Annotated in this window: 4 protein-coding genes; all 4 read right to left on the minus strand. The window is 46.0% G+C overall.

The window, feature by feature from the left end:
* Positions 1 to 12: 12 nt before the first annotated feature.
* From PJIAN_RS03840 to PJIAN_RS03855, 4 genes are read right to left on the minus strand one after another with little or no spacing between them, the layout of a single operon-like run.
* A complete protein-coding gene (locus PJIAN_RS03840) occupies positions 13 to 4,518 on the minus strand; it encodes a tail fiber domain-containing protein (protein WP_068702174.1) in 4,506 nt (1,501 codons plus the stop codon).
* 57 nt (positions 4,519 to 4,575) lie between these two features.
* Positions 4,576 to 9,975, minus strand: coding sequence for a beta strand repeat-containing protein (locus PJIAN_RS03845; protein WP_153802478.1), 5,400 nt, complete (start codon positions 9,973 to 9,975; stop codon positions 4,576 to 4,578).
* Between the two features lie 20 nt (positions 9,976 to 9,995).
* The gene (locus PJIAN_RS03850) at positions 9,996 to 13,481 is read right to left on the minus strand and encodes a beta strand repeat-containing protein (RefSeq protein ID WP_068702178.1); all 3,486 of its coding nucleotides are present in this window, start codon (positions 13,479 to 13,481) and stop codon (positions 9,996 to 9,998) included.
* Positions 13,478 to 13,978 carry a T9SS type A sorting domain-containing protein gene (locus PJIAN_RS03855; protein ID WP_153802479.1) on the minus strand — a complete coding sequence of 167 codons (501 nt, stop codon included), beginning with the start codon at positions 13,976 to 13,978 and terminating at the stop codon, positions 13,478 to 13,480. Before PJIAN_RS03855 ends, PJIAN_RS03850 begins: the two co-directional genes overlap by 4 nt.
* Positions 13,979 to 14,047 lie beyond the last annotated feature (69 nt).

Consider the following 14,047-nt stretch of genomic DNA (forward strand, 5'->3'; position numbering starts at 1 on the left):
ATTTTTTCCTTGTTATTTATCCAGTTTTTTCAGAATGGCATTGATCTGTTCCTGTTGTCTGTCAAGCCTGTTCTTCAGTTCGTTTATTTGCTCCTGTTGCTCTTTCACTGCCTGGATAAGTACGGCGGTTAATTGCGTGTAGTCCACTTTCAGGAAGCCGTCAGCGCCCTTTGTCACCATCTCCGGAAAGACTTTCCGAAGTTCCTGTGCGATGACACCAATCTTAGGCCCTTTGGCATATTTCGTCTGGTCTTTATACTCGAAACGAACGCCCCGCATCCGGTCGATGGACTGAAGAGCTTTCGTCAGTGTTTCGATTTTTGTTTTCAAACGCTCATCAGAAGGCGTGTAGAAATTTCCTTTTATAGTCACATCCTGCCCAAAAGTAGCGTTGCCACTTGTTTCAAAGCTCAGCCCTTTGTTGTTTTGGCCGTCGTTGCTGATGGCATAAGTGCCCAGTTGAATGTTTTGAGAAGCCGTATGGTTACCGAGGTTATCGCCCGCCGGCACCCAATGTGATCCGTCATAGACGTAGAGCGTTTTATCTGTTGTGTTATAATAAGTAGCCCCTGGAGTTGTTGTCGGCGGCGGAGTGGTTCCTGTCGTGGTATTCCCGGCCTTGTCGTCTACATATTTTTTATTGGCAGCTTCCAGGTCTCCGGTTGGTGTTGCCAGATTGATAATTTTGTAGTTGTTTGAACCATCACCCAGCGATACATTGGCTTTCGCATCGCCAAAACCGCTGAGGGTGATAGCGCTTTTAGGAGTGGGAACTGCCTTTCCATTCGCATCGCCCACATAAAATTCATCCTGAGGCAGTGCATTGTCCACCGGTACCCATTTACTACCATCATACACGTAGAATGTTTTTGCGGTAGTGTCATAATAAGTATTTCCCGGTTGTGGAGTAGTGGGTTTGGTGGTTGTAACTGTTCCCGCTTTGTCATCGACATACTTTTTGGTAGCAGCATCCTGATCAGCGGCAGGCGTTGCCACGTTGATCAGCTTTTGACTACCCATATCCACATCGGCCGCGGCAGGGGCAAAACCGCTTACCGGAATTGTGTTTTTAGCTGTAGCGACAGCTTTCCCTGAAGCATCCCCGACATACAACTGGCCTGTAGGCAACAGGTTATTTACCGGAATCCATTTCGTTCCGTCATAGACGTATAGCGTTTTGTCGGTTGTGTTATAGTACGTAGCTCCGATAGTGGTGGTCGACGGCGGTGTGGTTCCAGTGGTAGTTGTACCTGCTTTGTCGTCTACATATTTTTTGTTGGCAGCCTCCAAATCTCCTGTCGGCGCTGCCAGATTGATAATCTTGTAGTTGCTGGATCCGTCACCCATCGAAACATTGGCTTTTGCATCGCCAAAGCCGCTGAGGGTGATGGAGCTTTTAGGCGTGGGAGCCGCTTTCCCATTTGCGTCGCCCACATACAGCTGGTCCTGAGGCAGTGTATTGTCCACCGGTACCCATTTACTACCATCATATACGTAGAATGTTTTCTCGGTAGTGTCGTAATAAGTATTTCCCGGTTGTGGAGTAGTGGGTTTGGTCGTTGTTACCGTTCCCGCTTTGTCATCCACATATTTTTTTGTGGCAGCATCCTGATCGGCGGCCGGTGTTGCCACGTTGATCAGCTTTTGACTTCCCAGATCCACATCGGCGGCAGCGGGAGCAAAACCGCTTACCGGGATTGTGTTCTTAGCTGTAGCGACGGCTTTCCCTGAAGCATCCCCGACATACAACTGGCCTGTAGGCAACAGGTTATTTACCGGAATCCATTTGGAGCCGTCATAAACATAAAACGTTTTATCTGTCGTATTGTAGTAAGTTGCTCCAAGAGTGGGAGTTGATGGAGGCGTTGTTCCTGTGGTTGTTGTCCCCGCTTTGTCATCTACATATTTTTTTGTGGCAGCATCCTGATCGGCGGCAGGAGTAGCTACGTTGGTCAGCTTTTGACTTCCCAGATTCACATCGGCAGTAGCGGGAGCAAAACCGCTTACCGGAATTGTGTTTTTAGCCGTAGCAACAGCCTTCCCTGAAGCATCCCCGACATACAATTGGCCTGTAGGCAACAGGTTATTTACCGGTACCCAAGTGGTTCCATCGTAAACGTAAAATGTTTTATCTGTTGTGTTATAGTAAGTTGCTCCGGGTGTGGTTGTAGATGGCGGAGTGGTTCCGGTGGTAGTTCCGTTAGCTTTATCGTCTACATATTTTTTAGTAGCGGCATCGCGATCGCCGGTTGGCGTTGCCAGGTTGATTATTTTATAGTTGTTGGAACCGTCACCCATCGATACATTGGCTTTTGCATCGCCAAATCCACTGATAGTGATTGTACTTTTCGGAGTAGCCACAGCTTTGTTTGATGCATCTCCAACATAAAACTGGCCGTTTGGCAGTATGTTATTTACAGGTACCCAACTTGTTCCGTCGTACACATAAAATGTTTTGTCTGTTGTGTTGTAGTAGGTAGTTCCGGCAGAAGGAGATGTTGGAGGTGTAGTACCTGTGGTGATACTTCCCGTTTTATCGTCTACGTATTTCTTGGTGGCGGCATCCTGATTGTTAACTGGTTGAGCCAAATTGATCAGGTTTGTTCCCCCCATCGAGATACTTGTCGTGGCTGATCCCCAATCGCTTAAAGGAATAGACGATTTTGGGGTACCAACGGGAACATTGGTAGCGTCTCCTACAAAAATATAATTATTGGTTAGTGAAAGGTTCTTGGAATCCACATAATTTTTGGTCGCCGCATCTTGCGCATTTATCGGGTCAAGCATGTTTTTAATGCTCTTACCTCCCATTAGGATATCGCTGGTGGGAGCTCCCCAATCGCTAAGAGGGACGGCTGATTTAAGGACGGGTGAGGCGACTCCTACTGCCGTGCCTACTAATATTTGATTTGTGGCTAACGAAATATTAGCAGGACTAAACATTTTCGTGTCCACGTAATTTTTTGTGGCGGCATCTTGTGCTGCGGTCGGATTTGCCAAATTTGAAATGTTATAATACGGACCTCCTGATGTACCCATGTTGAGGGCAGCCGTTGCCTTGCCGAAATCACTAACAGGAATAGCATTTTTTAATACCATAATGGCCCGGTTGGAAGAATTTCCGACAAACACATTGTTGTTATTCAGCCCAAGCGTAGAAGGGGTCGTAAAAAGCATATCGACCCAACCTTTGGTCGCGGCATCATCTATAAGGGTAGGGATTGCAAGGTGTTTGATCTGGTAATTGTTGGTTCCATCCCCCATTTCGATGTGGTTTTGCGCACGGCCAAAACCACTCAAAGGAATATTTGCTTTGTCGAGTTTTGCATTTGAGATGGCTCCGTTAGCAACCGTTAGTTGACCCATATCATTGATGGTGGCATCACCCGACATGGAAACTGCAGCAGGAACATTGGATGCATTACCCACAAATATCTTTCCGTCAGGCAACGTGTTGGTAAGGCTTACCCAGGCAGTTCCATTGTAATAATAAAACTTTTTGTCAGTAGTATTATAGAATACTTCTCCTTCCTTCACGGTCGTTGTGGATGGACTTGGGTTCATTGCTCCGGTGGGAGTTGCTCCGTTGATTGAAACCATAACCCACCGGTTCAGGGCATCATAGACATAAAGAATATTGTCTACGTTATCAAAAAAGAAATCGCCGGCTTTGGGAGATGTTGGCCGATCTGTAACGGGTCCTGCAGGGATGGAGGTACTACTGATAGACATCCATGTTCCTGTTTGCCCCATCATATACAGCTTATTATCAGTGGTCGTAAAATAAACATCCCCATATTTGTATGTCGTCGGGAGAGAAGTAACGCTTGGAACCAGAGACCATGTCGTTCCATCGCAAACATAATATTGCGAATCAAAAAAGTTCTTTACAATGGTACCACTTGCTTCCGGAGCTCTTGACGATGCCGGTGAATCATAAGAATCCTGAATGCCTGAAACTGCAGTCCATCCAGTACTTGTGAGAGTATAAACCGTTGATGTAACAGAATTAAAAATGGCAGATCCAATCGAGTATCCGGAAGATGAAGGAAGGCTTGTACCAACATAATAATTGGGAGTCGTCCCGTCAATGGTGAGCAGTGCTGCATTTATTGCTGTGGCTAATACATTTGAGGGAATGTCAGCTCCGGAAAGGTATAAACCCTTGGTAGTAGGGCGGAACAAGACACCGGTTCCTAGGGTAGCATCACTTCCATCGAGGCATTTGACAGTACAATAGATAGTAGAGGTTGGATTAGGACTTATATAATCAATTTCATAGGAACGTCCATTTGAATCAACGACAATATCTCCAACTTGTACGCTTGAACCCTGAAAAATTTCATTCTCATTAAGGCATAGTAAAGTTAGAGCATTTTCGCTATTCGGGGTTAATGAAGTAGCTTCCATTATATTTACGGCACCACTGAATTGTCTCTTTGTTTGAGCATAACTCAATATTGTACAAGCAAAAATGAGTGCTGTAACAATGTATATTTTGTATCGTACAATTTTCATATACCTTGAGAGTAAAGATTAAAGGCCTTCCTATGACCAATTTGTTCTATGTGGTATCTAAAAGTGTAGAACAGCAATAAAGCCATTCCCTGATGTATTCGTTAAATTGGCTATTCCTTGATTTTTTAGAGTAAGAGTGCCATTTCCCACAGCAGTACAATACCAAGTATAGTCAGATTTCATTGTATTTGAACCGGAAATAAGTACTGTAAATGGAGAATTCACTTTAATATCAAACATTGTAATATTAGGGAAGAGCAAATCAGTAAAATCAGTTGCTGAATTATATTCTTTTCCTGCGTAGTTAATAGAGATAAGCCAGTTGCCTTGACTTCCTAATTCTGAGTATGAAGTTTTTATTTTGAGATAATCGAGCCATACTCCGGCAGGAACAGTTACGGTGTGTGTATTGCCTGAAAGAGTTACTGTTACACCGGGTCCCGAAGCTCTGCAAAAAAATCTTGTATCACCGGATGGATTGTAAGACATCAAACTGCTACCTCCTGAAGCCGGTGTTTTCCATGTAGGAGAACCGGTTGTTGCATCTACAGTCAGCACTTTATTTGCATCGTCCGGAATAGTTGCTGTTGGTAAAGAAGAACCACTGCCTCCTGATGGAGTTGCCCATACTCCGTCACCCCGTAAGAAGGTGGTTGAGCTTGCTGTACCTGAAGAGGTGTTGATGGCAGCGACCGGTACTGTGCTGTTTCCAAATCTTCCAGCGGGAATAGATCCAGTGGTCAGTTGCGTTGCATCCAGATTAGTAATGCTTCCTGACGCATCTCTTTTGACAAGCGAATTGGGCGTTGACAACGTTGTTGCTCCATTTGCCAAATCGACTCCGGTGCGGACTGCGGCTGCTGTGGCTCCTCCCACATAGGCAACTGTTGGTGCCGCTGCTGTTCCGCCCAAATCGTTTGCAAGCATTAAAACTCCCTTGGTTGAGTTTGTTGCATCGGCAGCAGTCGGTATTGCCCATGTTCCGTCTCCACGCAGAAAAGTCGTTGCATCGGCCGTTCCGCTACCCAGTCGGGCTGTAGCAACGGTGCCTGATACAAGGTTCGATGCATTAAGATTTACGATATTACCCGTGGCATCTCTTTTGACAAGTGTATTTGCATTAGACGAAGTGGTTGCGTTATTTACCGCAATAGTAGCAGAATTGATAGCGGCAGCCGTTGACCCGCCAACGTTAGTGACAGAGGGCAAAGATGCCGTTCCTCCTAAGTCGCCGGCCAACATCAGAATACCCTTCGTACTGGTAGTTGCATCCGTACCACTGCCTGCTGCAGCCCATGTTCCGTCTCCTCTCAAATAAGTGGAAGAGTTGGCAGTGCCTGTCCCCAAACGAGCAGGAGCGACAACACCTGAAGTGATATTGCTCGCATCGATATTCCCACTAAAAGAGGATGCGGTTAATTGTCCGGTGGAGGGTACGAACTTTAGACGTGATGAGGTTACTTTTTGAGCTAAATTACCTGTGTTGGATGTTACCCATACTGGATATACTGAGGTTGCTGTTGTTCCATCATCTGTAATCGCTGTTGTTGAGGCTGATCCTGCCGACCCTGTCACGCTGCCGTTTATTGGAGCAGTTACGGTCAGTCCTGTTAATGTTCCTACCGATGTAATCGCAGGTTGAGCACTTCCTGTCACAGTTACAGCCGTTGTAGCTGTTGCCGCATTTCCTGTGGTGTTTTGATTGAGAAGAGGGATGTCGGTCGCTGATATTGCGCGGAATGTCGGGACGCCGCTACTTCCTGTAGGCGCAGCAAGGAAAGTTCCGGCAGACTGACTGTTAAGCGTACCTGTGAGCGTACCGGAAGCTGTAACCGGAGAATTGGTAACCGTAAATATGGAAGGCAGAGATAATCCTACCGAAGTTACGGAGCCCGATCCTGTACTTGGAGTTACCCATGCTGGGTTTCCGGAAACAATGGTCAATACCTGTCCGTTTCCTCCCGTAGAAGGAACTTTTGCATCTACATACGTTTTTACAGCTTTAGCCGATGGATATTGTGTGTCGGTAACCGAAGCAAGCGTTCCGTCGGTAGTTTTATTCGATTTATCTTCTTTGCCAACAACAGTGGCATTGGCAGAAACCAATGCATCGGAGTAATATTTTTTTGTTCCTTCGGTTACCTGGTCGGTGGTATAGTCGCCGGCTGTGGCAACAATTGCGCCGGTTCGTCCGAATACGGAACTCACGGCTCCTCCGTTTGCAACCTTGTCCCACGAGGTACCGTTTGAAATTACCCAGTCACCCACATTTAATGCCATAGGAATAGATCCTGCGGTATTGACCACATAATAGTAGCCCTGGCTGGCACTTGCTGATGGAAGGGATGGTAATCCTGACGAAGCATTGTAAGTGCCCTTGTATGTAACGGCTCCGGTAACAGAATTCGGAAGGTAAGCCGGATCAATTTTTACGGATGCATTCAAAGGAACAACGCCATTAGCTTGTCCTTTGGTGCTTACGTCGATTTTTGATGCAAAATCGGCAATATCGGCTCCCGAAAGAGTGCGGAAAGTAGGTGCTCCATCGCTACCACTGGGAGCTGCTAAAACTGTATTGGCAGTCTGATTGTTTAAAGTTACGGTCAAATTGCCCGTAGAGGTAACCGGAGAATTGGCAACGCCAAAGATAGAAGGCATGGCTAATCCTACGGAGGTTACAGTTCCCGGGTTGGTTGACGGGATAGCCCATGTACCATCACCTCTCAGAAACCCTGAAGAATTTATTGTTCCGGCATTAAGGGCTGTCAAAGGGATAGTATTTGTTCCATAGTTGGCAGCAGGAATGGTACCGGTCAGGTTAGTTGCCGCTAATGCTCCGCTGAAGGTTGTGGCTGTAAGTGTTCCTGTAGAAGGAGCATACTTAAGCTTGGATGTACTGATGTTCAGGGGAACATTACCGCTTCCGGTGACCCAGGTTGGATATACGGTGGCTCCTGCCGAAACGTCGGTCACCGTTACTTTGGTGGATGTGGTAGCTGTAGTTGCAGTAGTTGCTGTGGCCGCATTTCCGGTTATGTCACCCTGAATAGGATTGACTACCGAGAGGTTTGTCAATGTTCCAACAGAGGTAATATTGGGCTGCGAAGCTCCTGTAACCGTAACAGCGGTGGTTGCAGATGTTGCTGTGGTTGCGTTGCCGGTGATATCGCCGGGAACTTTTCCGGAGCCGTCTCTGATTACAAGTGTATTCGCATCTGTTGACGTGCTGGGTAAGATTCCTCCTATACTGACGACGGATGGCGTATCGGCTGTACCGGCTAAATCTCCGCTCAGTTTGAGAATCCCCTTGCTGCTGGTGGTGGCGTCAGGTATGGTGGTCGTTCCCGGGGCTTGCCAGGTTGCAGCATTACCCAGTGCATTTATTGTTAGAACCTTGTTTGCGTCACTTGCACTGTAAGTAGGAAGACTGCTTGATCCTCCTGATGGCACAGACCAGTTGCCCGATCCGTCAAGATATGTACCTGCTGCCCGTCCCGATGCCTGGATGGCCGAAACCGGAATAGTATTGGAGGCATAACGTGCTGTTGCAATCGTTCCCGTCAGGTTGGAGGCATTCAGGCTACCCGAAAGAGTTGCTCCGGAAATGGCTCCTGTTGCTGTAACCGATGTCGGAGTGATGGCTCCGAGCGATAGCGAGATAAACGGTGTGGTTGTCTGATTGGTTATCGAACTGATAATCCCGTTGCTGGAGCTGACAGTGACGCTAGTTACTCCCGGGGCTGACCAGGCAGGTGCTCCGCTGACCATCGTAAGAACCTGCCCTGCCGTTCCTCCGGATGGCACTTTCCCATCAACATAATTCTTTACCGCGTCAACGGTAGGATATTTTGTGTAGGTAGCGTCAGAGATAATCGAATTTACTTTGTTAGCAACGTCTTCTTTTCCTATCAAAGTGGGATTGGCATTCGCTAAAGCATCTGTATAATATTTATTGGTAGAACCCTCGGTAACCTGATCTGTATTGTAATCTCCTGCATTAGCAGTGATTGTTCCTGTTCTTCCGAATACGCTGGAAACAGCCGCGCTATTATTCACTCTTTCCCAGCTGCTTCCGTTTGAAATTATCCAGTCGCCTACATTCAGGTTGATGGGATTTGAGCCAGTTGTTGTTACAACATAATAGTGTCCTTTATTCGTTGAGGATGCCGTGGCGAGGGATGGCATGCCCGAACTTGCGTCGTATGTTCCTTTGTAGGTTACAGATCCAAGAATTGCATCTGGCAGATATGCAGATGGTATTTTCAGGCTGGCATCCAGAGGTGCCACTCCCGATGCTGCTCCAATGGAGCTGACATTGACCTTGTTGGCAAGTCCGGGAACATCAGAATCCTGTAAGGAACGAAACGTTGGTGTACCGGCAGCTCCCGAAGGTGCGGCAAAGACAGTTCCTGCCGGCTGACTGGCTAATGCGCCGGTCAGCGTTCCTGTACTGGTGACGGGCGAGTTGCTTACCGTCATGAAGGAAGGTAATGATAATCCTACCGAAGTGACGGTTCCTGTTTGTACCCAGTTTGTGCCATCTGATACCCAGTAGGTGTGCGTTTGAGAGTTGTAGAATGTTGTTCCTGCTGGTCCTACAGCGGGTAATACTGCTCCGCTTGGAGTTGAGCCGGCTTCTGCCCATTTGAATTGATTATTACCGGCCGATACCAATACCTGACCGGCGGTGCCTGCGGTTAAAGCACTGCCTCCGGTTCCCTGAAGTTTAACGTCCGTGATGCTGCCATTTAATACACCTCCTACTGTAATCCAGTTTGTTCCATCAAATATTTTCAATACATTTTGTGCCGGATCTGCATTTGTCAGATAGAAAACATCCCCGGTTTTTGCACTTGAAGTAGCAGGTAATATTGTTCCACTTGGTGTTGTGGATACAGCAACCCATTCAGTATCCTTGTAATAATAAAAATTCTTGGTCGTTGTGTTATAAAAAACGTCTCCGGGCGATGGTGTTGAAGGAAAAGTACTTCCGCTGGGAGTCGTTTTCATGTCATTCTGGTCTGCGATGCGAACCCATTGACCATTAGCGATATCAGAGGTGGAAGATGTATTTGCTGCGGCATTAGGATTACTGAAATAATAATACCCCGGAGTGACACTTGTCGATTTAAGTCCTTGTCCCGAAGGAGTAGTCCCTGTCGCAATATTATAAACGATCATGCCATCATAAGCAGATGGAAATGTCGCACCATCAAGAATTCCTGTATTAAAGTTAAAAGTAGTGAGATTCGTTCTCGGAAATAGTAGACCTTTCCCTGCATTGCTGGGATCTATACTTAAATCGAAATTACTTGAAGCGTCGAAGAATGGATTCTCTGCAGTAATATTTGCAGTAACTGTCCCATTTGAGAATACCTGTGCATAGGTATGGCTGCAAAATGAGATAGTTATTAGAAGGGACAATCCTATTTTTGAAATATTTGATAACTTTATCATATTCTTCCTCTATATTATTATTAAAAACCAGCGACTACATACCAGCTTGTTCCGTCAGAGATCATCATTTCTCCTCTGGATGCTGCTATCGAGGTGTTATTAACAGGTGCGTAAGTGATGTATGTGTAGGTACCCGAAGTTCCTGCTTGTACGCTATTGTTTCTTATCATCAAGACGCGACCCGGGCAGGTAACTGGATTTGGCAAAGTAATATTTCCTGCTCCCGCAATCTGAATGTTGATTATATAGTCATCATCATTGACTGTAAATCCGGCAAAGGTGCCTGTATAGGTTCTTATCTTTGCATATACTGCACCATTCATTTGAACGTTCCCGTTAAAGATTGTCCTTCCGGCCGATCCTGTAAGTCCTGTATTTGAGAATGTCAGGGTATTTGCTCCTTGGTCTACAGTCGTGTTTTTTGTTAAAGTACCGCCTAACGCAACATCGCTACTGGTTACGGTCAAACCATTGCTGGCTGTCGATATACCAGAACCGCCTCCGCTTGGTGTTTGCCAGGTGGCCGATCCTGATGCATTTGCCGTAAGAACTTTCCCGGCATCTGTACTCGCAGGAGTTGGCGCAACGGTGTTCAATGTTGATCCCGAATAACTCAACCCACTGCCGAGTGTAATTTCAGAAACGGCTGTTCCGGTTAGCCCTGATCCTAAAAGTTTATTTGCCGTCATGGTTTGCATTTTGGTATAAGTAACGGCGTTTGATGCTATTTTGGCAGTAGTAACAGCATTGTTTGAGATGGTTCCGGCAGCAGTCACATTCGTGCTACCATCGAATGCCGGAGATGTGTAAGTAAGGTCTCCGGAGATTGAAATTGTTTTTCCCGTTTGTAGTTTGGTTGCCGAAGCGGCATTATCAGTAGGGGTTAAATAATCGGTACCGGCTGTTGCTGCTGTAATGGCTCCTGACGTTGCATTACCTTTTAACAAACCTGTAACTGTGGTTCCAAGAGAAATATCAGGTACAGCAGCTGAGGTGGCAGTACCTTTAAATCCATTTGTGGTCGCAACCGTCACTCCGGTTACAGTTCCGCTACCACCTGAAGATACAATAGAGGAGATTTCTCCCTGTAAATTTTCTAATGCCGTTTGGACTGTGGTTGCCGTTGATGGCAGTCCGTTTTGTACTACAACCGGTACGGTTGCCGCTGTGGCAGAAGTGGTTGGTGTAGCCCATGTTACTCCTGTTCCGGCTGCGTTTACAGAGAGCACCTTGTTCGCATCAGTGGTTGCATAAGTGGGAACTTTATCATCCACGTATGTTTTTACTGCTTTCTCGGATGGATATTTGGTGTCTGAATTTGATGACAGTGTTCCATCTGTGCTTTTATTGGCTTTGTCTTCCTTAAGGTTCAGTGCTGTTTGAGTAGCAGTACTGATAGGTTTGTTTGCGTCACTTGTATTGTTAACGTTTCCTAGTCCTAAATCGGTTGGAGTGAGTGCAAGCATTGTCTTTAACGAGGTGGCAGACAGCGCAGTTGGAGCAGAGGCGGAGCCTGAGTTATTCCCCAGAACCGTATTGTTTGCAATGCTGTTCAACCCAAGAGTTACAGATCCGGAAGTACCTCCTCCGACTAAGCCTGTTCCGGCTGTTACGCCAGTGATGCTCCCGCTCCCCGAGCCACTTCCGCTCCCGGTGGCAGATAGAACACCGGCGACTAATGAAAGACCCGATCCGATTGATATAGATTCAGGACTTCCGTTTCCGCTGCTTGTGCGTCCGATAAGCGAGCTGGATGCAATATCAGCCATTTTTGAATATGTAATTGCCTTGTCGGCAACCGACAATAGTGAGCTGGAAGTTCCGCTTCCGGTCAGGGTTGCATCGTGCGATACAGTGGAAGAACCGCTTCCTCCAGAGGAAACTTTTGCATCTACATAAGTCTTTACTGCTTTTTCGCTGGGATATTTGGTATCCGAATTTGAGGAAAGCGTTCCGTCCGTGCTTTTGTTCGCCTTGTCTTCTTTAAGATCTAATGCTGTTTGTGTCGCGGTACTGATTGGTTTATTCAAATCAGATGTGTTGTCAATATTGTTTAGTCCGACGTCAGACTTTGAGAGCGAAAGCAAGGTTTTTACCTGTGAGGCAGATAATGCTGTAGGTGTTGATGACGACGACGAAGCATTTCCCAATATTGAGTTTCCAGCAATACTTCCTAATCCGAGCGTTACACTTCCGGATGTTCCGCCTCCGGTCAAGCCGCTTCCAGCATTGACTGCAGTAATTGTGCCCGATCCACTTCCTCCTCCTGATGAGCCGGTTGCGGAGAGAACTCCTCCGGTAAGCGATAGGCCCGATCCTATCGTAATTGCTTCAGCAGCTCCAGTTCCGCTGCTTGAGCGTCCAATTAAAGTGTTTGAGGAAATATCGGCCAGTTTTGGTAGTGTTACAGCTTTATCAGTCAGTTTGGATGAGGACACACTGTAATCAGCAAGGCTTAAAGGGGATGACGAAATTCCATTTCCGCTAAAGCTCGAGTCGTGATACACGGTGGTGAGTCCTCCTCCGGCAGCTGTTCCTATTTGTTGTTGGAGAACGCGTAAGGCATCCTGAACATTAGTGGCATAAAGACCCGGAATTTGGGGCGATATTTGAACATTTTCCGCGTATAAAAATTCAGGAATCCATGCAACTCCGTTGAAACGTAACGTTTGGCCGCTGGCAGGAGCTGTTGGCGCTACCGGAATGTTCTGGATCTGTGTGACTTTTGTGGCTGTATATGCTCCGTTCACATCTCCGGATAAAGTTAAAGTTTTTGGAGTCCAGAAGACGCCATCATATAGTAAAGTTTGACCTACTAACGGAATATTTGCTACTATGGGATATCCCTGTAATTTTTCAATTTTTGTAACAGAGCCGGCAGAAGTTACGTCTCCTGTAAGGTTTGAGGTGCCTGTAGTTGTTCCTCCTGTGGTACCCCCTGTAGTTCCGCCCGTAGTGCCTCCTGTTGAAGTATTGATACCATCAATCATATCTTTCAGTAACTTACCCTGATATGCAGATAAAGCAGATGTGGTTGAGGTGGAAGTCAGATTGTCGATTACCGTAGTTGGAGAGGAAGGGCTATTACTGCTATTGCTGCTGTTCCCACTGGTAACTGCGTAGAGCGCATATGGAACACTTAATAACTGGCTTACACCTGAAATCGTATAGTTGGTACCTCCGGTTGGATCGGTTTCGGTCTTGATGTAATAAGGTCCTTTAGACCAGTCAATTGAATTGAAAAAGGATACCTGGGCAATGCCGCCTCCCACTTCAAGAGAAACCAACCCGTTCGTATTAGTCGGAACTATATGGTTTTCAACATATACCGCTGGACCGGTTGAAGTGCCCTGTAAAATACTGATTCGTATACCAACAGTTTTGTTTTGAATGAGATTCGAATTGGCATCTCGAATAATGGCCTGATAAGTCATTCTTTGCGGTGCCTGAGCATACAAAATTGTTGTAATGAACAGTGCAATGGTTATGTGTAGCAGATGTTTCATTGTTGAATGTAATCCTTTATAATTTTGACAATTCGAAGAATATTTTTCTTAGGGTTCATTACTGTCAGCAGGTAAGTCCCGGTTGGAAGATCTACCAGTGAAACAATAGTGTTAGCTGTTTGTATATCGTTTTGTGTAATTAATTTTTTGCTGGAGTCATACAACAGGTATTTCAGATCGTTGTAATTGGAGTTCTTGATAGTAAGCGTTACATAGTTCGTAGTCGGATTTGGAAATACGACGCAATCGATAGTCAAATCGCTTGATGATGTTTCTCCGGGAATGATGATGCCGGATGTTTTGTCAAAGGCTTGCTGCACTCCCTCTCCGAATATTATGTCAGACACAGAAATACTTGTATATGATACTTGTCCTAATGTATAGCTTACAGATCCCCCTTTGCCTGAAATGTTTCCACCGGCACTTGATGTTGCCTCCTGTGCAAAGAGCGCAAGAGGAAACAGTATAGAGAGAAATATAAATGCAAAAAATCTCATATATAAGTAAAATAAGATTAAAATATAATTTTTAAAATATTGTTCAGTTTGGGTTTCCCGTTTATTGAA

Source organism: Paludibacter jiangxiensis, from assembly GCF_001618385.1.
Classification (GTDB): domain Bacteria; phylum Bacteroidota; class Bacteroidia; order Bacteroidales; family Paludibacteraceae; genus Microbacter; species Microbacter jiangxiensis.